Source organism: Arthrobacter sp. D1-29 (assembly GCF_054130585.1).
Window position 1 is genome coordinate 4,668,823 of sequence record NZ_CP096383.1, and the last position, 20,494, is coordinate 4,689,316.

At 65.8% G+C, this 20,494-nt stretch carries 21 protein-coding genes; 12 read left to right on the forward strand and 9 right to left on the reverse strand.

Features of this window, described 5'->3' with window-relative positions; all coding sequences use genetic code 11:
- Window positions 1–56 precede the first annotated feature (56 nt).
- The 5 genes from uraD to purM all read left to right on the forward strand — a co-directional run bounded on the left by uraD (window position 57) and on the right by purM (window position 4,209).
- Entirely contained in the window at window positions 57–554 is a 498-nt protein-coding gene (uraD, locus tag M1E17_RS21240) for a 2-oxo-4-hydroxy-4-carboxy-5-ureidoimidazoline decarboxylase (RefSeq protein WP_457963965.1), read from the forward strand.
- Window positions 551–889: a hydroxyisourate hydrolase gene (gene uraH / locus M1E17_RS21245; protein ID WP_457963967.1), complete on the forward strand. Its 339-nt coding sequence runs from the start codon at window positions 551–553 to the stop codon at window positions 887–889. Before uraD ends, uraH begins: the two co-directional genes overlap by 4 nt.
- Before the next feature lie 90 nt (window positions 890–979).
- Entirely contained in the window at window positions 980–1,294 is a 315-nt protein-coding gene (locus tag M1E17_RS21250; RefSeq protein ID WP_457963969.1) for a hypothetical protein, read from the forward strand.
- A 69-nt stretch (window positions 1,295–1,363) separates the two neighbouring features.
- Window positions 1,364–3,046, forward strand: coding sequence for an amidophosphoribosyltransferase (purF, locus tag M1E17_RS21255; protein ID WP_457963970.1), 1,683 nt, complete (start codon window positions 1,364–1,366; stop codon window positions 3,044–3,046).
- Window positions 3,043–4,209, forward strand: coding sequence for a phosphoribosylformylglycinamidine cyclo-ligase (purM, locus tag M1E17_RS21260; RefSeq protein WP_457963972.1), 1,167 nt, complete (start codon window positions 3,043–3,045; stop codon window positions 4,207–4,209). The genes purF and purM overlap by 4 nt, the downstream gene beginning before the upstream one ends.
- A gap of 263 nt (window positions 4,210–4,472) precedes the next feature.
- Here the strand turns inward: purM and M1E17_RS21265 are convergent, their stop codons facing one another.
- From M1E17_RS21265 to M1E17_RS21275, 3 genes are all read right to left on the reverse strand, one after another.
- Window positions 4,473–4,778, reverse strand: coding sequence for a hypothetical protein (locus tag M1E17_RS21265; RefSeq protein ID WP_457963973.1), 306 nt, complete (start codon window positions 4,776–4,778; stop codon window positions 4,473–4,475).
- Window positions 4,779–4,979: 201 nt separating this feature from the next.
- Window positions 4,980–5,759 carry a VOC family protein gene (locus M1E17_RS21270; RefSeq protein WP_457963974.1) on the reverse strand — a complete coding sequence of 260 codons (780 nt, stop codon included), beginning with the start codon at window positions 5,757–5,759 and terminating at the stop codon, window positions 4,980–4,982.
- Window positions 5,760–6,057: 298 nt separating this feature from the next.
- A complete protein-coding gene (locus M1E17_RS21275) occupies window positions 6,058–6,291 on the reverse strand; it encodes a DUF3073 domain-containing protein (protein WP_267279321.1) in 234 nt (77 codons plus the stop codon).
- 274 nt (window positions 6,292–6,565) lie between these two features.
- On the opposite strand from M1E17_RS21275, the gene M1E17_RS21280 reads away from it, so the two are divergent.
- Complete coding sequence (locus tag M1E17_RS21280; RefSeq protein ID WP_457963975.1) at window positions 6,566–7,498, forward strand: septum formation family protein; 933 nt, start codon at window positions 6,566–6,568, stop codon at window positions 7,496–7,498.
- Between the two features lie 41 nt (window positions 7,499–7,539).
- Here M1E17_RS21280 and clpB read toward each other — a convergent pair whose 3' ends face one another.
- The gene (gene clpB / locus M1E17_RS21285) at window positions 7,540–10,197 is read right to left on the reverse strand and encodes an ATP-dependent chaperone ClpB (protein ID WP_457963976.1); all 2,658 of its coding nucleotides are present in this window, start codon (window positions 10,195–10,197) and stop codon (window positions 7,540–7,542) included.
- A 204-nt stretch (window positions 10,198–10,401) separates the two neighbouring features.
- Here clpB and M1E17_RS21290 point away from each other — a divergent pair, with 204 nt between their 5' ends.
- Window positions 10,402–10,737 carry a hypothetical protein gene (locus M1E17_RS21290; protein WP_457963977.1) on the forward strand — a complete coding sequence of 112 codons (336 nt, stop codon included), beginning with the start codon at window positions 10,402–10,404 and terminating at the stop codon, window positions 10,735–10,737.
- A 320-nt stretch (window positions 10,738–11,057) separates the two neighbouring features.
- Here M1E17_RS21290 and M1E17_RS21295 read toward each other — a convergent pair whose 3' ends face one another.
- The 5 genes from M1E17_RS21295 to M1E17_RS21315 form a co-directional block, all read right to left on the reverse strand.
- Complete coding sequence (locus M1E17_RS21295; protein WP_457963978.1) at window positions 11,058–11,735, reverse strand: hypothetical protein; 678 nt, start codon at window positions 11,733–11,735, stop codon at window positions 11,058–11,060.
- Window positions 11,736–11,826: 91 nt separating this feature from the next.
- Complete coding sequence (locus M1E17_RS21300) at window positions 11,827–12,891, reverse strand: sulfate/molybdate ABC transporter ATP-binding protein (RefSeq protein ID WP_457963980.1); 1,065 nt, start codon at window positions 12,889–12,891, stop codon at window positions 11,827–11,829.
- Window positions 12,888–13,742, reverse strand: coding sequence for an ABC transporter permease (locus tag M1E17_RS21305; protein WP_457963981.1), 855 nt, complete (start codon window positions 13,740–13,742; stop codon window positions 12,888–12,890). The genes M1E17_RS21300 and M1E17_RS21305 overlap by 4 nt, the downstream gene beginning before the upstream one ends.
- A complete protein-coding gene (modA, locus tag M1E17_RS21310) occupies window positions 13,739–14,569 on the reverse strand; it encodes a molybdate ABC transporter substrate-binding protein (protein ID WP_457963983.1) in 831 nt (276 codons plus the stop codon). Before modA ends, M1E17_RS21305 begins: the two co-directional genes overlap by 4 nt.
- Window positions 14,566–14,976 (reverse strand): TOBE domain-containing protein, encoded by a 411-nt coding sequence (locus tag M1E17_RS21315; RefSeq protein ID WP_457963985.1) that lies wholly within the window; start codon window positions 14,974–14,976, stop codon window positions 14,566–14,568. The genes modA and M1E17_RS21315 overlap by 4 nt, the downstream gene beginning before the upstream one ends.
- A gap of 179 nt (window positions 14,977–15,155) precedes the next feature.
- Between M1E17_RS21315 and M1E17_RS21320 the strand changes: the two genes are divergently transcribed.
- From M1E17_RS21320 to M1E17_RS21340, 5 genes are all read left to right on the forward strand, one after another.
- Complete coding sequence (locus M1E17_RS21320; RefSeq protein WP_457963987.1) at window positions 15,156–16,490, forward strand: FAD-binding oxidoreductase; 1,335 nt, start codon at window positions 15,156–15,158, stop codon at window positions 16,488–16,490.
- 120 nt (window positions 16,491–16,610) lie between these two features.
- Window positions 16,611–17,837, forward strand: a complete 1,227-nt coding sequence (locus M1E17_RS21325; protein ID WP_457963989.1) for a sensor histidine kinase — start codon at window positions 16,611–16,613, stop codon at window positions 17,835–17,837.
- A gap of 77 nt (window positions 17,838–17,914) precedes the next feature.
- A complete protein-coding gene (locus M1E17_RS21330; RefSeq protein WP_457967877.1) occupies window positions 17,915–18,502 on the forward strand; it encodes a response regulator in 588 nt (195 codons plus the stop codon).
- 77 nt (window positions 18,503–18,579) lie between these two features.
- A complete protein-coding gene (locus M1E17_RS21335) occupies window positions 18,580–19,452 on the forward strand; it encodes a hypothetical protein (protein ID WP_457963991.1) in 873 nt (290 codons plus the stop codon).
- 120 nt (window positions 19,453–19,572) lie between these two features.
- A complete protein-coding gene (locus M1E17_RS21340) occupies window positions 19,573–20,442 on the forward strand; it encodes a DUF4031 domain-containing protein (protein ID WP_457963992.1) in 870 nt (289 codons plus the stop codon).
- Window positions 20,443–20,494: the final 52 nt, after the last annotated feature.

A 20,494-nucleotide genomic window follows, 5' to 3' on the forward strand; every position in this document is an offset into this window, starting at 1 on the left:
GGCCCTCCGCATAGCCGTCACCATGGATGCCAGCACGTCACATGAGGAACAGCAGCATGAAGCTTGCCGAATTCAACAGCGTGGAGCCCTCACGCGCCAGGGACGTCCTTAAGCCCTGCATCGACATCGGGCGCTGGGTGGAGGCGGTCACGGCCGCACGGCCCTTTCCGTCCAAGGCATCCCTCCTGGAGTTTGCTTCCCAGGCAGCTGAGCCGTTCACGCCCGCAGAGGTGGAAGCCGCCCTGGCCCACCACCCGCGAATCGGCGACCGGCCCACCGCCAGCACTGCGGAAGCCTCCATGTCCCGTTCTGAGCAGGCCGGAGTGGACCCTTCGGACGCCGGACTCGCTGAGGCGCTCGCCCAGGGCAACCGTGATTACGAGGAAAAGTTCGGCCGGGTCTTCCTGATCCGGGCCGCCGGAAGGACCGCCCCTGACATCCTGGCGGCCCTCGAATCCCGCCTGGCCAACTCCCCCAGTGAAGAAGATGCCATCGTGTCCCAGCAGCTGCGCGAAATAGCCCTGCTGCGGCTTGAAGGAGTGATCAACGAATGAGCCCGTCCCATGTCACCACCCATGTCCTGGATACCGGCGCCGGGCGCCCGGCGGCGGGAGTCGCCGTCGTGCTTTACCAGCACGACGGCGGAAGCTGGCGTGAGCTGGCCCGTTCGGCCACCGATGCCGATGGCCGCGCGAAGGACCTGGGGCCAGAGTCGCTGTCACCCGGGCGCTACCGGCTCAACTTTGGCACCGGCGACTACTACGCCGGCCTCGGCACGACCACGTTCTTCCCGGAAGTGGACCTGGTGTTCGAGGTGACCGGCGCCGAGCACTACCACGTCCCGCTGCTGCTGAGCCCGTTCGCCTACTCCACCTACCGCGGCAGCTAACCCCCTGAGTTTTTGTCCAGATACGGCGGGTTGGAACGGGGCAAAGTCGCCGTAACTGGACGAAAACTCCAGGGCAGTAGGCTTGATGGCATGGCTTTTGAAGAAACCCCCGCTGAACGCCGTGATGTAACCGTCCGGCGGGCACCCAGATACGTACCCTTCCTGATCCTGGGCGCACTGGTTGGCGTCGCCGCTGCGGCCGTGGTGGCATACGCGCTGCCGGGCGACGCAAGCTTCGACAGGGGCTCGGTGTTCGGCTTCTTCCTGGTGATGTTCGGGGCCTTCGGCGCGATCCTGGGTGCAGCAGCTGCCCTGATTCTGGACCGGCGGAGTGTGAAGCGCCAGCAACGCGCGGTTGTGGAGGCTGTTCCGGATTCGGAACCGGACGACGGCACGCAGCCGTAAGCGCAATCACACGCAGTCACAAAGGACCGGGCGGAAAAGTCTTACCCCATATCGTGAGATAATCGACCAGTGGCACGCGGCGATGGAAAACTTTCTCATGATCTTCTCCCTGGCGAAAAAGGCCCTCAGGACGCTTGCGGCGTTTTTGGGGTCTGGGCACCAGGTGAAGAAGTAGCAAAACTCACCTACTACGGGCTGTATGCACTGCAGCACCGCGGTCAGGAGTCGGCTGGTATTGCCACCAGCGACGGCAAGCGGATCAACGTCTACAAGGACATGGGACTCGTTTCCCAGGTCTTCGACGAGACCACGCTGAACACCCTGACCGGGCACCTGGCGGTGGGACACTGCCGCTACTCCACCACCGGAGCCAGCCACTGGGCCAACGCCCAGCCCACGCTCGGCGCCACCAGCACCGGCACGGTGGCGCTGGCGCACAACGGCAACCTGACCAACACGGCCGAGCTCAACGCCATGATCATGGAGCGCAACGGCGGCCAGCTCAGCGGCGAAATGAAGCAGGGCAACACCTCGGACACAGCCCTGGTCACGGCCTTGCTCGAAGGCGAGGAGGGCAAGACCCTCGAACAGACCGCCATCGAGCTGCTGCCCAAGATCAAGGGCGGCTTCTGCTTCGTCTTTATGGACGAGGGCACCCTCTACGCCGCCCGCGACACCTACGGCATCCGTCCGCTGGTCCTGGGCCGGCTGGAACGCGGCTGGGTGGTTGCCTCCGAGCAGTCCGCCCTTGCCACCGTGGGCGCCAGCTTCATCCGTGAAATCGAACCCGGCGAATTCATCGCCATCGACGAGGACGGCGTGCGCTCCCAGCGCTTCGCGGAGCCGACGCCGGCGGGTTGCGTTTTCGAGTACGTTTACCTGGCCCGTCCGGACGCCGCCATCGCCGGCCGCTCCGTCTACGAGTCCCGGGTAGAGATGGGCCGCCAGCTCGCCCGCGAAAACACCCAGGTTGCGGACATTGTCATTCCCGTCCCGGAATCGGGAACGCCGGCCGCCGTGGGCTACGCCGAGGAATCCGGCATCCCGTTTGCACACGGCTTCGTCAAGAACTCCTACGTGGGCCGCACCTTCATCCAGCCCTCCCAGACGCTCCGCCAGCTGGGCATCCGGCTGAAGCTGAACGCCTTGGAATCCGTCATCCGCGGCAAGCGCGTGGTGGTGGTGGACGACTCCATCGTCCGCGGCAACACCCAGCGGGCGATCGTCCGGATGCTCCGCGAGGCCGGCGCGGCAGCAGTCCACGTCAAGATCTCCTCCCCGCCGGTGCAGTGGCCCTGCTTCTACGGCATCGACTTCGCGTCCCGCGCCGAACTGATCGCCAACGGCGCCACCATTGAGGAAATCTCCCAGGCCATCGGCGCCGATTCCCTGGCCTACATCTCGGAAGACGGCATGATCGGCGCCACCCAGCAGCCGCGCGAACGGCTCTGCACCGCGTGCTTCACGGGCAAGTACCCCATCGAGCTGCCGGGCTCGGACAAACTGGGCAAGAATCTGCTGGAGCGCAAAGACCTTGGCGGGCTCCCGCCGTCGCCCTCTGCGCTGCCGGGCGAAACGGCGGCCCTGCTGGTGCCCGCCGTCGGCGACGGCGAGGATCCCGCCGAGAAGCGGGGGGCCACCGGCTGCGACCCCGGACCGGACTCCGAGTTCGAGAACCTGCTGACCGAGGCAGACCTTGTTCCAGACGTACACGTAGCCACCATCGGCGCTGACAAGAAAGAGTCAATATGACTTCCGCAACCCCCGCCGCCGGCAACCTCTCCAACCAGGCCGGCGGCATCACCTATGCCTCCGCCGGCGTTGACGTTGAAGCCGGCGACCGTGCCGTTGAGCTGATGAAGGGCGCCGTCAAGGCCACCCACAACTCATCCGTGATCGGTGGCGTGGGCGGCTTCGCCGGACTGTACGACGTCTCCAGGCTGCTGACCTACAAGCGCCCGCTCCTGGCCACATCCACCGACGGCGTGGGTACCAAGGTTGCCATTGCGCAGGCCATGGACATCCACGACACCATCGGGTTTGACCTGGTGGGCATGGTGGTTGACGACATCGTGGTGGTTGGCGCCGAGCCGCTCTACATGACCGACTACATCGCCTGCGGCAAGGTTGTCCCGGAGCGCATCGCTGACATTGTCCGCGGCATCGCAGCGGCCTGCTCCGTTGCCGGCACCGCCCTGGTGGGCGGCGAGACCGCCGAGCACCCTGGCCTGCTGGGCGAGCACGAATACGACGTCGCGGGCGCCGCCACCGGCGTTGTAGAGGCTGACGCCCTGCTGGGCCCGGACCGTGTCCGCGCGGGTGACGTTGTGATCGGCATGGCCTCGTCCGGCCTGCACTCCAATGGCTACTCCTTGGTCCGCCGGGTCATCAACCACGCCGGCTGGGCCCTGGACCGCCAGGTTTCCGAGCTCGGCCGCACGCTGGGCGAAGAACTGCTGGAGCCCACCCGCGTCTACGCCGCCGACTGCCTTGACCTGGCCCGCACCTTCCCAGTGACCGGCGGCTCGGGCGCTGCCGTGCACGGCTTCAGCCACGTCACCGGCGGCGGCCTGGCAGCCAACCTGGCACGCGTGCTTCCCCAGGGGCTGGTGGCCACCGTGGACCGCGCCACCTGGGAACTGCCTGCCATCTTCAAGCTGGTATCCGAGCTGGGCAACGTCCCGCTGGCAGACCTGGAGCGCACGCTGAACCTGGGCGTCGGCATGGTGGCCATTGTCTCCCCGGAAGCTGCCGATGCCGCCGTGGCCCGCCTGAACGACCGCGGCCTGCCGTCCTGGATCATGGGCACGGTGACCGCAGACTCTGACTCCATCCTCAAGTCCGGCCCTGATTATGTCCAGGGCGCCAAGGGAGTGGACGGCGGCGCTGTCCGCCTGGTCAACGCCTACGCGTAGCCGCTTGTGGGGGTGCTCAGCAAGCCCCACGATGTAGCTTCAACGGCCAACTGTTGGTGCAAGATTTCGTTGGACTGCCCCGAGTGCGGTATGCCGGGATCAGCACTGGCGTCGGTAGTCGTATGAGTTCCGCGGGTGCCAGCAGGGAGAAACACGACCAAGGGGCGCTGAGCTCAGTCTATGGGGAAATATGGAAGTGGGACCCCTTCCGGAGTCCCACTTTTGCGGCAGCTGAAACGCTCTATGCGTAAAACCCTGACCGGTTAAGTGTCCTGGGTGATAACGATGTCGCGGCCATTCCCTCTAGCTACACAAGTGAAGTCGTCGCCCCCTGTGTCCACAACATTCGCTGCAAGCAACACGGCGTTGACCTGTAGGTTGCAAACGTTGGCTACGATGTTGGCTGCCACGGCCACTCTGACATCCTCTAGGACAGTGACGTCACCGATGTTGACATTAACGAGGCCGGCTTGCTCGACTTGGGCGGACGCTGGGCCGGCCATTGCTCCTCCAGCCAGTAAGAGAGAGCTCGTAAGTGCGATTGTGGCTCCGGTTTTCTTCATGTGCATGGTGTTCTCCTAGTTCGGTGTTTATCCCGATTGGGCACCCCCAGCACGTATTACGCTAATACTAAGCATACTTACGATCAATCATTGACATGTGGGAATCATGCGTTTAATCTTTGCCACCTATGACGGAAGACATCACCCCACCTTTTGCTCCGTTGGTCCGGCAATGGCTGGGTATGCCGCAATCACGGCAATCAGAGGTTAAACCTCCAGCAGGCTGAACACGCCGCCCTGCGGATCCTTGAGGGTGGCCGTGGCGCCTGGTGTTTCCTCATCCTCTGCCTCAGGCGCAATCAGCACCTCGGCTCCCGCTGCCACTGCCTTCCGCACAGTCTCCGCCACATCGGAGACCCCAAAGTAGATCTGCCAGCCGGCCGCCTCCTCGGTGGCCGCGATCCCCGCCACCTCCGCATCGTCCACCATCAGCGTTGTGTACGTCCCGCCGTCGTCCTGTGGATACTCGGTGACCTCGTGACCGAACAACTGCTGGAAAAACCCGACGGCGGCCTGCGGCTCGGGCGTCAGGAGTTCCGCCCAGGACAGGGCGCCGGGCTGGTTGTAGCGGGCGGTGCCGGTGTGCGTTCCGGCCTGCCAAACGCCCGTAGCACCACCGCCCGGCGGATCCACGAAGACCATCACGCCGCTGTCCCCCACCGTCTCAGGCCCGAACTGCACGGCTCCGCCCGCATGAGGCGCCTCCTCGGCCACCGCGCGGACATCGGCAGCCGCAAAGTAGATGTTCCATTGCGCGGGTGTGCCTGCGGCTTCCTGCTGCGGGTTCTGGGGTGCCACCACTGCCACCAGGTCATCACCCAGGAAGGCCTGCGAGTAGCTGCGGCCATCCGGCGTCGGCAGGTCCTGGAACCGCCACCCAAACACTGCAGTGTAGAAGGCCTTCCCAGCCTCAACATCGCGCGTCTGGACGTCCGCCCAGCAGGGTTCGCCATGTCGGAACGAACGTGGACTCGAGTTATGGGGCATATGGGTTCCTTCCGCAGCGGCAACGCGCGAATGGACACTTGGCGCCCTCCGGAAAGGGGCCACAAGTGTTCGTTCGCGCCTCAACACCACCAGTCAACACCAAAAAGCCCGCCGCCCGCACCGGAGTTCCGGCGCAGGCAACGGGCCTGATAACTGAGGTCAACACCGGTTCCATCCGGATCCGGGTGCTGAAAAAGAAGCGCTGCACTGTCGAACTAAACGCGGAAAAAACTGCGGCATTCGAGGGTACTGCGGCGTCACTGGGCCGATGCCTTAGAGCAACACCGGCTTGCGACAACTAGCCGATCCGACGGGTGTCTACCTCGTCGTCGTCTTCTTCCAAATCGTCCGCGTACTTATCCACATAAGCCGAATAGTCCGGTTCAACCGGCTCATTCGCGAAATGGCTCGTGGCACGACTGCCCGGACCCGTCAGCTCACGCTGAAGTGCCGAATAGTCAGTGTTCGGGGAGTAGTACTTAATATCCCGAGCCTGCTTGGTAGCTTTTGCCTTTTGACGGCCGCGCCCCATGGCGTGACCCCCTTTTGTACTTGGACCGGAGGTGGTCACCTTGGCTATCGGTGAGGCCCCGGAATGTTTGGTCAATTTGTCGTACACCTAGATTACATGCTTTCGGCGCCCCCTGCTCCCCGATTGGGACCCCCAGAGGCCATGTTGGGGACCATTCCCGCGTTGAACCGCGGGGTTGCCAGCTTTTTTGTTAGGTAGAGTCACTTAACAACTGCTGAGACCGGCACCCCGGACCGGCTGCTCGACGCGGAGAGAACACAGGAGGTGCCTCCCAGTGAACGCCCAGGACGACCCTGCACGCCCATCTGAAGAAGGGCCGGGGAAGCCTTCCGGAAGCCCGGCCGGCAGTGGCCAGCGCCGCCTCCCGCCCAAGCCTTCCACGCCGCCCACGGCAAGCCAGCCGCAGGTGCCACCCGCGCCCGCTGGCGCTCCCGCAGCCGCTGGTGCTCCTCCAGCCAAGGTGCCACACGCGCCGGCAGCGCCTCCCGCACACAAGACACCCCAGACGCCCCCCACACCAGGATCAACGCCGAAGGCCCCAAAGGCAGGGCCAGGGACGGCAGGAGCAGTCCGCGGGCCAACGGCGGCGCCTCCCGCTCCTGCCCCCGAGGCACCCTTTCCGAAGAAGCCGCCGGCCCTGAAACCGGGCCGGTTCAAGGAGTTCCTCCTGAAACCCCGGCGCAACCGGCATATCCTGCTGAGGGCCGCCTTTGCGGTGGTGCTGCTGGCCGTTGTAGGAGTGCTGGTGTGGCTTGCCATGTGGCTCACGTCCAATGCCCAGCAACCATCCGCGGAAAACGACGTCCCCGGCGTGGTGGAAATTTCCCCCACCCCGCTGCCGAGCCCACTTCCGCTCCCGCGCGAAGGCGTGCCTCCGGCGGAGTACAGGCTGGGCGACTGCTTCAAGGACTTTGACCCGGAAGCCCTGTCCTCAACGCTGGTGGCCTGCGATACCGGCCACTCGGCCCAACTCGTGGCGATCTACCGGTATCCGGCAGGCGACCCCTATCCGGGCAGCGAGGCCCTCCAGGCCAAGGCCCTGGAGGCCTGCCAGGCAGCACGGCTGGCCCCCGCCGCCGACGACTACACCTTGAACTTCCGGCGCGCCTACCCGAGCAGCAGCAGCTGGGAATCGGGAGACCGCCGTGTGGACTGCTATGTCATGGCCGACGGCGGGAATGTCATCAACGCGAGCGTGTTGCCTTAGCAGAGGTGCTCCCTTGGCCCGCCCCGGGAGCACCTTCCCCGCTAGCCCTTCCGCCGGACAGAGAGGCCGCTGCCTCCAGGGCCGCCCGCGCCGGCAGTTGCCATGGCCTCCAGTCCTTCAACCGTGAGTTCGTTGACGTCAGCGGACGTGTCCACCAGCACCGTATCGCCGTCAACGATGTCTCCGGACAGGATGGCTTTGGCAAGCCTGTCGCCAATCTCGCGCTGGACCAGCCGGCGCAGGGGCCGGGCACCGTAGGCCGGATCAAAACCGGACATGGCCAGCCAGGCGCGGGCTCCTTCGGTCACCTCGAGGGTGAGCCGCCGCTCGTAGAGCCTCCTGCTGAGTTCGGCCACCTGCAGTTCCACGATCCGTGCGAGTTCTTCGACGGACAGCGCATCGAAGAGCACCACCTCGTCCAGACGGTTCAGGAACTCGGGTTTGAAGGCATTGTTCACGGTGGCCATCACGGCATTCCGCTTGGCCTGGGCGTCCAGGCTCTGGTCCACCAGGAACTGGCTGCCCAGGTTGGAGGTCAGCACCAGGATCACGTTCCGGAAGTCCACGGTGCGGCCCTGGCCATCGGTGAGCCGGCCGTCGTCGAGGACCTGCAGGAGGATGTCAAAGACCTCCGGGTGGGCCTTCTCCACCTCGTCCAGCAAGATCACGGAGTACGGCCGGCGGCGGACGGCTTCAGTCAGCTGGCCGCCCTCCTCGTAGCCGACGTAGCCCGGGGGCGCACCAACCAGCCGTGCAACGGAGTGCTTCTCGCTGTACTCGGACATGTCGATCCTGACCATGGCGCGTTCGTCGTCGAAGAGGAAGTCCGCCAAGGCCTTGGCCAGCTCCGTCTTGCCAACGCCGGTTGGCCCCAGGAACAGGAAGGAGCCGGTGGGACGGTTGGGATCGCTGATGCCGGCACGGGCACGGCGGACGGCGTCGGACACGGCGGCCACGGCCTTGGACTGGCCAATCAGCCGCTTCCCCAGCTCCTCCTCCATGTGCAGCAGCTTCTGGCTTTCGCCCTGCAGCATGCGTCCGGCAGGAATACCCGTCCAGGCGGAGATGACCTCGGCGATGTCGTCAGCCGTGACCTGCTCGGCAACCATCTGGGCAGGCTTGTCCGTAACTTCTGCTTCGGCGGCAGCAGCTGCGGTCAGCTCGCGTTCCAGCGCTGGAATCTCGCCATAGAGGACCCGCGAGGCGGTCTCCAGGTCGCCTTCACGCTGGGCCTTGTCAGCGGCGGAGCGCAGCTCATCGAGCTTTGCCTTCAGGTCACCTACCCGGTTAAGTCCGGCCTTCTCGGCTTCCCAGCGCGCGTTGAGGGCGGCCAGTTCCTCGTTCTTGTCGGCCTTGTCCGCCCGGATCGCGGCCAAGCGCTCAACAGAGGCAGGATCCGTCTCGTTTTCGAGGGCCAGCTCCTCCATGGTCAGCCGGTCCACGGCACGGCGCAGCTGGTCGATTTCCTCCGGGGCGGAGTCGATCTCCATCCGCAGCCGGGACGCTGCCTCGTCCACCAGGTCAATCGCCTTGTCCGGCAGCTGGCGCCCCGAGATGTAGCGGTTGGAGAGCGTCGCGGCGGCTACCAGCGCGGCGTCGGCAATGGTCACCTTATGGTGGGCCTCATAGCGCTCCTTAAGGCCGCGGAGGATGCCGATGGTGTCATCAACGCTCGGCTCCCCCACGTACACCTGCTGGAAGCGGCGTTCAAGCGCCGGATCCTTCTCAATGTTTTCGCGGTATTCGTCCAGCGTTGTGGCGCCAATGAGGCGCAGCTCACCGCGCGCCAGCATGGGCTTGAGCATGTTGCCGGCGTCCATGGAGGACTCCCCCGTGGCGCCCGCACCGACGACGGTATGGATCTCGTCGATGAAGGTGACAATCTGGCCTTCCGAGTTTTTGATCTCCTCCAGGACAGCCTTCAGCCGCTCCTCGAACTCGCCCCGGTACTTGGCGCCCGCCACCATGGATGCGAGGTCCAGGGCGATCAGGGTCTTGCCCCGCAGGCTCTCCGGGACGTCGCCGGCGACGATCCTCTGGGCCAGGCCTTCGACGACGGCCGTCTTGCCAACGCCGGGCTCACCAATGAGCACGGGGTTGTTCTTGGTGCGGCGGCTCAGGACCTGGATAATCCGGCGGATTTCGTTGTCGCGGCCGATGACAGGATCCAGCTTGGCGGAGCGCGCCATGGCGGTCAGATCGGTCCCGAACTTCTCCAGTGACTGGAAGGTGTTTTCCGGGTCCGGGCTGGTGACTTTACGGTCCCCACGGACACCCGGCAGTGCGGCGAGCAGCGCCTCATGGGAGGCACCGGCGTCGCGCATTAACCGGCCGACGGCGTCACTCCCGGCGGAGAGTCCCAGCAGCAGGACTTCGGTGGAGACGAAGGTATCGCCCAGCCTGTCCGCCTCGTTTTTGGCATTTTGGATGGCCTGCAGGGCAGGCCGGGAGAGCTGGGCCTGCTGGGTGGAACTCCCGGACGTTGCCGGAAGTGCCTTGATGGCACTGCTCGCCTGGACGCTGACTGCGTCCGGATCCGCGCCGGTGGCGCGGAGAAGCGCGACGGCGACGCCCTCGCGCTGGTCCAGCAGCGCCTTGAGCAGGTGTGCGGGTTCCACCTGCGGATTGCCCGCCGTGGAGGCGTTCATGGCTGCAGCCGAAAGCGCCTCCTGGCTCTTGGTGGTGAATTTGACGTCCAAAGGGAGCTCCTTCCGGGGATACGTTTTAGCTAAGTTGAGTCTACTACGCTCAACTTTGGAAGGCACTCGTTTGGCGCAATGTTTGCCCACAGCGAACCGCGTGATTCCCTCCCTTGCACTGTATCGCCGGCCGGGGGATCACCCTAGGATCGGTAGGTGACCGGGGATCACTGTTCCGCCGGCGCACTCGAGACGAGGACCGAAATGAAGAAATTTGTCGTTCTTTACATCGCACCGCAGTCCGCACAGGCACAGATGGCCGAGAGTTCCCCTGAAGCCGCCCAGGAAGGCATGAAAGCCTGGATGGAGTGGGCCGAACGCGCGGGCGACGGCCTCGTTGACTTGGGGAATCCGTTGGGCGCCGGCAAGGAAATCACCACGTCGGGAGCCTCCGAAACCACTACCAACGTTGCCGGTTACGGCATTCTCCAGGCCGAGGCTCTGGACGGCGCGCAGGCCTTGCTGGAGGATCACCCGCACCTCATGATGCCGGGGGCCAGCATCCAGGTCTACGAATCCCTTGACCTGCCCGGAATGTAACTTTTAGGCGTCGCGGGGAGCCGGCCCCGAAGGCTCCTAAGACAAACCTGGTAGGCGGTTCCCCAGCGAACCGCCCACCAGGCTCCCATTGCCCCCGCCGGGAACCGGGGACACCTCTCAACCGAGGCTCAGCAGACAGCCATGGCCGGCACCAGGTGGTGGGCCCGCCGTCAGGTGCGGCGGGCCCACTCGTGACCTTACTGCCCCTCATGCCATCTGTCACGTTAAAGTGACAAGACCTGTCACCAACTTTTCACCCGAATTTTTGTCCATTTGTGGCGACTTTGCCCGTGCGGAAGTCGCCACAAATGGACAAAAACTCAGGGCTGGGGGGCCGAAGGGGTCTGCTCGATGTAGTTGATCACCAGGAAGTCGCCTGCCGGCACCAGCTCCACGTACCATCGGGTGCGTGTCTCCCACCCCTCCCAGGAACCTCCTGAAGCGTCGCCACCCGGGCGTGGGCGGTACACGGCGTCGAACTTCAGGAAGGTTCCGTTGGCCGTGGCACTGGAATCGATCTCCTGCACCAATTCAAAGGTTCCGCGGCCGCCCTGGCCAGGTTCGTCCGTCGCAACAGACCGCAGGGTCCGGGCATTCATGGCCTCCACGGCGCTAAAGTACTGTTGCCACGCGACGTCGGAGTGCGAGGTGAAAATGGTGGTGGCGTAAGCCTCCGCGTTGCGGCCCGCCAGCTCATCGATGCACTTCTCGGGCACAACTCCGGCCGCCGTCCACGAGGTCAGAACCTCCGAGCCGGCGTTGAGCCACGCTTCATAGGAGTTCAGCACCCCGCCTATGGCTTCTTTCGGGGTGCCTCTGGGGATCCGGACCGGGACCACGTCCTCCTCACCCAGGAAGGGGCAGGCGGGCGCTACCAGGGACGTGGGACTGGGCGGCAACGGAGGCGGCGGCGAAGGAAAGAGGCTGCACCCGCTCAGCCCCGCCGCCAGCGCCAGCACGGCAGCCGCCGTCGTAAATTTCCTGCCCAACCCGCTCATTGACACTCCCCCATATGGCCGGCCCCGTTCAGCCAACGCTGACCAGCCTAGCCAGGCCAGACGCGGCCGCGCTCCTGCCACGGGATGATTTTCAGCCGGGGTAGATGGCCACCGCGCCAGCCTTGATGACAAAGTACACCTGCATCCCCGGCGCCAGCCCCAGGTCAGCAGACGCTTCAGGGGTGATGTCGGCACTCAAATACCCGCCGTCGCCGCCGCGGACCCTGATCAGGTCCCCGTGCGGCTCCAGGTGGGCGATGGTCACGGCGAAGGAATTCCGCGGACTGCCGTGCGCCTCATGGGGGAACACTGAAACGGCCGACGGCGGGAAGACCGCCACGCCGGGCTGTCCGGTGGGCAGCGGGCCGGGAAAGTCATCGTGCCGCCCGTAGATGGCCAGGGTCCCGGACTCCAGGCCGTGCGCCGTGATCCTGCCCGGGATGAAGTTCAGCCCGGCCAGCCCTGCGGCGAACCGGCTTTTCGGTCGCTGGAACACGTCACGGGTGGGGCCTGCCTCGCTGATCCGGCCGTTCTCCAGGATCACCACCCGGTCCGCCAGCATCAGGGCATCCAGCACGTCATGCGTAATGATGATGGCCCGCCGGCCGGCGAGAACCCGTTTCAGCAGCCGCCGCAGCAGCGGGGCAGCATGAATGTCGAGGGCGGCCATGGGCTCGTCCAGCAGGAGGAGCCCGGGATCCGCTGCCAGCGCCCTCGCCACAGCCACCCGCTGCGCCTGCCCGCCGGACAGCTCGGCTGGTCGCCGCATGGCCAGCCCTTCGGCTTCCACTTCAGCCAGCCACCGCCTGGCCGATTCCCGCGCGTGGTGCTTCGAGGCACCCGCGCTGCGGGGTCCAAAGGCCACGTTGTCCAGCGCGCTAAGATGCGGGAAAAGCAGGGGTTCCTGCGCCAGGAGTGCCGTGCCGCGCCGGTGCGGAGCTGTCCATTCACCCCTGCCGTCCGCGAGGTCAAACAGGACCCGCCCGTCGAGCTCCGCCCTGCCCGAGTCCGGGTGCAGCAAGCCCGCAACGACGGACAGCAGGGAGGACTTGCCTGCGCCGTTCGGACCCATCACCGCTACAGTCTCTGCCGGCCCCAGTGTGAGGGAGACATCGAAGCCACGGGCCTCCACGGCTGCCTGGACCGTGAACGTCACTGGACACCCCTACCGGTGGCGGATGGCGCCGTCGTACTTTCTGCAGTGGCGCTGCCGGAAGGGCGCGGGCTGCGGTACGCGAGGGCCACCACCGAGACCGCTACTGCCACCAGGACCAGGGAAAGGGCGACGGCGGCATCGGCATCCGTTTCACGCTGGAGGTAGATTTCAAGCGGCAACGTCCTGGTGACTCCTTCAAGGCTCCCGGCGAAAGTGAGCGTTGCGCCGAACTCGCCCAGGCTGCGGGCGAAGGACAGCACGGCGCCCGAGGCCAGGCCGGGAAGCACCAGCGGCAGCGTGACCCGGCGAAGAACCGTGCTGGGCCGGGCACCCAGCGTGGCCGCCACGGCCTCGTACCGGGGGCCCGCCGTCCTCAAGGCACCCTCGAGGCTGACCACCAGGAACGGCAGGGCCACAAACGTCTGGGCCAGGACCACCGCGGTGGTGGAGAACGCTATCTGCAGGCCCAGGACCTCAACGGTGCTGCCCAGCAGGCCCTGCCGGCCAAACGTGTACAGCAGGGCGATGCCGCCCACCACGGGCGGAAGCACCAGCGGGAGCAGCACCAGGGATCGGAGCAGCCGCTGGCCCGGAAAGCTGCCCCGCGCCAGGACCAGGGCGATGGGAACCCCCAGCAGGAGGCACAGCGCGGTGCTGGCGGCGGAGGTGCGCAGGCTCAGGCCCAGTGCCGTCAGCGAGGAGTCGGAGGTGATCAGTGGGAGGAATTGGGGCCAGTTGACCCGGGCCACCATGGCGGCCAGCGGGAGCAACACCAGCAACCCGCCGGCGGCGGCCACGGCGTAGATCCACGCGGGAACGCCCGTGTAGGTGGGGGCTCTGCGGCGGCTCATGGCGGCGGCGCACCGAAGCCTGCAGCGTCCAGCACCTCCTGGCCCGCGATGCCCAGGACAAGATCACTGAATGCTTCTGCCGCGGCCTTGTTCCTGGCGCCCTTCACCGTGGCAATGGGGTAGGTGTTGACGGCCTTGGCGGCCTCGGGGAAGGGCACGGACTCCACCTTCCCGCCAGCACCTTTTGCATCCGTGACGTAGACCAGCCCGGCGTCAGCCTCGCCCGACGTGACTTTGCCCAGGACATCGGTGACGGACGTTTCCTCGCTGACAGGGCTCAGCGTGGTGCCGGTCTCTTCTGTGATGCCGCGGATCGCTCCGCCACACGGCACCTGGCTGGCGCAGACCACCACCTTGGTGCCGGTCTTTCCCAGATCACGGAACGTGAAGATGCCGGCGGGGTTGCCGGGCGGAACGGCGATGGTGAGCGTGTTGCTGGCGAAGTCTCGCGGTTCATCCTCCACCAGTCCCTCATCCACCAGCTTGCCCATGTTCCGGCTGTCCGCTGAGGCGAAGACGTCCGCCGGGGCACCCTGGATGATCTGGGTTGCCAGGTCTGCAGAGCCGGCAAAATTGAGCGTGACCCTGGTTCCCGGGTTGGCGGCCTCAAATTGCCTGGCCAACTCGGTGAAGGGGGATTTGAGCGAGGCCGCGGCGAAAACCGTAACTGTGCCACCGGATCCGGAGGCGCCGCCATCGTTGTTTCCCCCCGGCCCGGCCGGCCCAGCCGGCCCCGACGGCGAGCAGGCGGCCAGGAAGCCGGTGGCGAGCACAGCGGCCAGCAGCTTTCCTGCAACTCTGAGATTTCCTGCAACTGGCAGCCTCATGCGGAGCCCTTTCCGTGCGGCGTCTCGATAATCACGGTGGTGGCCTTGACCACGGCAGTGGCCACGGATCCAAGCTCCAGGCCCAGCTCGCGGACAGCCTCGCTGCTCATCAGGGACACGACGCGGAACGGCCCGCACTGCAGCTCCACCTGGGCCATAACGGTGTCCATGGTGATGCCGGTGACCAGGCCTACGAACCTGTTGCGTGCCGAACTGACAGTCCTGTGCGGATCGTCCGGGAGTTGTGCCAGCTTCTGTGCGTGATGGGCCAACTCCAGGCCGTCCACGGAGAGCCGGCCGGCGGCGTCCTTGACGGGGGTCAGGCTGCCGTTCTCCATCCAGCGGCGGATGGTGTCGTCGCTGACGCCTAGGAACCGGGCTGCTTCCGAAACGCGGATACTGGACATTCGCTTAGTCTAGCCCTCATACGCGGCTTAACCTCCATCTCTCCTCCGCAGATTCGGTTCTCCGCTTGAGCCTGTTGCGGTAGCGGACCTGGCGGCGAAAAGAATTTGCGCTGGTGGATGAGCAGCGCCTGGTCCTACCCTTTCCTTGGGGAGGGCCTCACTCGCTGAGGAGTGTTGTTATGAAGTGGATAAAGCGGGACAGCCCGGACTACCAGGAGGCCCGGAAGGTCTTCAACGCCATGATCGACCGCAGGCCGGCCGTCATCGCCCAGTGTTCCAACGATGCCGACGTGGCCGAGGCCCTTCGGTACGGCCGGGAAAACTCGCTGCCCATTGCCGTCCGCGCCGGCGGGCACTCAGTGGCCGGAATGTCCACCAACGACGACGGCATAGTCATTGATGTGCGCCCCATGAAGTCCATCCACGTGGACCCGGAAAGCGGTATCGTCACCGCCGGCGCCGGCTTAACCTGGGGCGAGTTCGACCACGCCACGCAGGAGTACGGCCTGGCCGTGACCGGCGGCAGGGCCTCCACTACCGGAGTGGCAGGATTTACGCTGGGCGGCGGGTCCGGTTGGCTGGAACGTTCTTACGGCTTCGCGTGCGACAGCCTGGTATCAGTGAACCTGGTGACGGCCGACGGCGACCGCGTCACCGCGAGCGCACGCGAAAATCCCGACCTCTTTTGGGCTCTGCATGGCGGAGGCGGGAACTTCGGGGTGGCAACCTCCTTCACGTTCCAGGCGCACCGGGTGGGTCCGGTGGTTCATGCCGGCCTGCTGCTGTGGCCCGGCGATGCCGCAGGGGACGTCACCCCGGCGTTCAGGGACCTGGCGCTTGCGGCTCCTGACGGCGTGGGCCTTGGCCTGTTCTATTTGACTGCCCCTTCCGAGGATGGCATTCCCGAGGAGATGGCGGGAAAGATGGCAGTGGGGCTGGCCTACCTCTACGCCGGTGACCCCGAGCAGGGATCCGAGCATGCCAGGCCATTCCGTGAGCTCGGGCCCGCCGTGGACCTCGTGGGAGACACCAGCTACACGGCGTTCCAAAGCTCCCTCGACGACCCTGCCGACCACTACAACTACTGGAGTGCCGACCACCACGACGATCTGCCCGATGATGCGCTGGACCTGTTTGTGGAATCGGCACGGAACCTGCCCGACGCCACCTCCCAGCAGATCATCATCCGCTGGGGCGGGGCGGTGGGAGGGGACGCGGCCGCCGCAACTCCCCTGATGAACCGGAACTCCGCCTGGGTCAGCCATCCCTACGGGATCTCCCCCACCGCTGAGCAAGGCCAGGTTGCCAAGGCCTGGGTGAAGGGCTTCCGGGAGAAGATCTCGCCGTATGCCACGGGTGGCGTCTGGCTCAACTTCATTGGCAACGAGGGCCAGGACCGGATCCGGGCAGCCTTCGGCCAGCAGAACTACGCGCGCCTGGCCAGGGTCAAACGGGAGTTCGATCCGCAGAACGTGTTCCGCGGCAACCAAAACATCCTGCCGGCAGAGGGCTGAGCCGGCGAGCCGAGCGGAAAGCCTCCTGGGCTCATCACTCCGGTTGAACTTCCTCATCCTCTGTGTTGAACCCTTGCCGTGGGGCGGGTTCACGCCCCGGGCCCCGCCTAGGGTGGATGCATGTTCCCCCTTGTGAAGCGTTTCCACCTTCCAGCCCGCCAGGCGGCGGCTCCCGTCACGTCAGCGGCAGTGTTGCTGGCCCTTGTGGTGCTGGAGCAACGTGGTTTCAACCGGGACAGCGCCGTGTTGTTTGGGCTGCTTAGCGCTGTAGCCGTCGCCCGCCTGATTCCACTGGGAGCCCTGGCTTTCGTGGCCGGCGTCCTGGTGCTGCAAACCTTCAAGCTGGCACCGGGCGTTATGGTCTCCGGCGTCCTCAGCTACATAGCAGTCCCCCTGGCCATCCTCTTCGCCACCCTGGCCTACCGGGGCCGGCACCGCTGGCTGTTGCCGGCGTTTGCCGCCGCATCGGCCGGGCTCATCACCATCATCTGGTTCAGTGACGGCACCTGGATCAACTTCGTTTTCGGCGCCCAGCTGTACGGCCGAGGCGACGTCCGCACCGGGACCTACATTTTCCTGGTCTTTGGCGCTTTCGCGGCCTTCCACCTCGCCGCCTGGGCCGGCGGGCTGGCCGTCAATAACGCCTCCAGTAGCCGCCGGGCTCAGCTCCGGGCGGAGAGGAACCTGCGGGAGGCCTCCACCGATCTCGCCGTAGAGCAGGAACGCAACAGGATTGCCCGTGAACTCCACGATGTCCTGGCCCACTCCCTGACCGTCATCACCGCGCAGGCCGAAGGAATCCGCTACATACACCGCACGGAGCCCGATACCGTGGAGGAATCCGCCAGGATCATTGCCTCGGCAGCCCGAACGGCATTGCTGGAAACCCGGCACATGCTAGAGAACGTCTCGCCGTCGGACTCCTCCCCTGCGCCGTCCCTCCGCCAGCTGGATTCCCTGGCCGGCCAGTTCTCTGCGAGCGGCATGACGGTCAGCGTGGACGCACCCGAGATGCCGCCCGCGGTGACCCCCGTGCAGGAACTCACGGCTTACCGCCTGATCCAGGAAAGCCTGACAAATGCGTTCCGTCACGGCGACAGGTCCAAGGGGGCCACCGTTTCGGTCACCCCCGGCAGGGATGGGCTCGCGGTTCGGGTGAGCTCTGCGCTTGTCACGGAAAACCCGAAGGCAGGCTCTGCCTCCAATACTTCTGCTTCCGGCACCTCTGCCCGTGCGGGCACCGGACGGGGCATCCCTGGCATGAAGGAACGCGCGACGGCGGTGGGCGGCTCGCTCACTGCGCGCACCACGGGGACGCAGTTCGATGTGGAGGCACTCCTGCCGTGACTGAAATAGACGGGAAAGCGCCAGCGATCCGGATTGCCCTGGTGGACGACCAGCCCCTGTTCAGCGCAGGCCTGAAGATGATCCTGCGAAGCCAGGCCGACCTGGACTTCGTTGGGGAGGCACACAATGGTGCGGAAGCCGTGGAACTGGCAGCCGCTGTCGGGCCTGACATCATGCTGATGGATATCCGGATGCCCGTCATGGACGGGATTACCGCAACCCGCAGCATTACCTCCGCTCCCGGTGCTCCGAAGATCATTGTGCTCACCACTATCCAGCACGATGAGGCGGTGGTCCGGGCCATCCAGGCGGGCGCCGCCGGATTCCTGACCAAGGATGCCACGCCCGAATTCCTGCTCGCTGCCATCCGGACCGTCCATTCAGGCCACGCCGTGATGGCTCCGCACGCCACGAACCAGCTGCTTCGCGACTACACCACGCCGTCGGCCGGAAACCCGGCTGCCCTGGCGGCCTTGTCTGAACGGGAAAAGGATGTGTTTCTGCTGGCCGCGGAAGGCCAGGGGAACGCCGAAATCGCCGCCGGCCTGGTCCTGAGCGAGGCGACGGTGAAGTCCCATGTGGGCAGCATTCTGGCAAAACTCAAGCTCCGCAGCCGGATCCAGCTGGTGGCCTACGCCTACCAGAATGGCCTGCTCGGCGGCTGAGGCCTGCATTTGGGCCAGCAGGGACCTTCCGTCCAATCGAACACACGTAATCATCACCAACAATTGGAGGACACACCATGAAAAGGAAACTCATCGGACTCGCCGTGCTCGCGGCAGGGGCAGCGGCAGCCCTCGCGGCCTCAACTGTGCCGGGCGGTGCCGTCACTGCCTCAGCCTCACCCGTCAGCGGGATTACGGCTGAGGCCCAGTTGTATGCCAGCGCGGATGCGGCAGCTGAAACGGGCCGGGCCGCGGCCATCACGAAGTGCATGGCGGCAGCAGGTTACGACTACGCCCCGCAGGTGGCGGCTTACAAGGTCGATTTCAATGCCAACATGGGCCTCAAGCGCCTGGACGTGGCGGCCGCGAAAGCGGACGGGTATGCCTCGCTGCAGACGGCAGGGCCTGGCGAACCGGCGGACGGGACGGTCGAAGCCGCACTCTTCGCCGACCCCGCCTTTGTGGCCGCCCTGTCCGGAACCGGGCAGGACGATGACATCGTGCAGGTGAACGGCACCGGGCTGGGCACGTCCGGCAGTGGCTGCCGCGGGCAGGCGGCAACGGCGATCTACGGCAGCATGGAGAACTACATTCTGGCGACCGGAGTGGCAGGAAACTCACTCAACTCGGCTGCCGGCGCGGCGATGTCCGATTCAGGCTTCCAAAAGGCCATCGATGCCTGGAAGGACTGCATGGCTTCCTCGCCCTACGCCAACTTTCGCAGCCCGGCGGACGCGGTCAGTGCCGGAGTCCAGGCCGGCGGACTCAACGAGCTCAAGATCGCCGTGACAGACGCGACCTGCCGCGAACAGGTCAGCTTTCACGGCCGCCTGGATACTGTGCTGGACAAGTACCTCACCACCCGAATGCAGGAGCTGGAGCCGGAGATCACCAGGGTGAGGGAGATCCGGAAGCAGGCGGCTGCCCGGGCAGCCGAACTGACGAGGTAGAACCCGCATGCCGGCAGCCGGTCATCTTGGGGGAGACCGGCCGCCGGTGTTTGGGTTCAAGGTGGAGCTACGGCCCCTCCTGCCTCCCCCACCAGGGATTGCCCGGACTAGACTTCCTCCATGGCCATTTTTCTGGACCCGCCCCTTTGGCCTGCCCACGGAACACACTTCTCGCATCTCATCTCGGACAGTTCACTCGAGGAGCTCCACGCCTTTGCCTCTGCAGCCGGCATTCCGGAACGGGCGTTCGACTGCGACCACTACGACGTCCCGGAACGCCGCATTGAGGACCTGGTGGCCGCCGGGGCTGTCCCGGTTGAGGGGCGGATCCTGGTGCGGAAACTTATTTCCAGCGGGCTGCGCATCCCGGCTCGCCAGCGCAACGGGTCTCTGAAAGTGCCGCTGCTGAACCGCTGGAACTCTGTTATGCCGGGCCATGATGCACTGTTCCTGGACCTGCTGGACCGTTGGGGCGAAGAACACCGCAAGTATCATGGCCGCACCCACCTGCTCGCCGTGCTGGAGGCCCTGGACCTGCTCAGCGAACCCGCCGAGCCTCCCCGCCCGGTGGTCCTCGCAGCCTGGTTCCATGATGCCGTCTACCGCGGTATTGCCGGCCAGGATGAGGAGGAATCAGCCCGGCTCGCCGAGGACAGGCTGGCTGACGCCGGGCTGCCGGCCGCGGACGTCGAGGAGGTTGCCCGCCTGGTCCGGCTGACCGCTGACCACTGCCCGGAACCAGGGGACGACGACGGCGCCCTCCTTTGCGATGCTGACCTTTCGGTCCTCGGCGGCGAACCGGAGCCCTACGCCCGTTACCTGGCGGCCGTCCGGGAAGACTACGCGCACATCGGCGACGCCGACTTCGCGGCCGGACGCGCCGCCGTCGTACGGCGCCTGCTGGAACTGGACCCGCTGTTCCACACTGAACGGGCGCAGGAGCTGTGGCTGGACGCTGCCCGAAGCAACCTTCAGGGCGAGCTGGCCTGACGGGCGCCTGCCTGCTCTTTACCGCAGCAACCTACCCAGCCCAAGCCTTTAC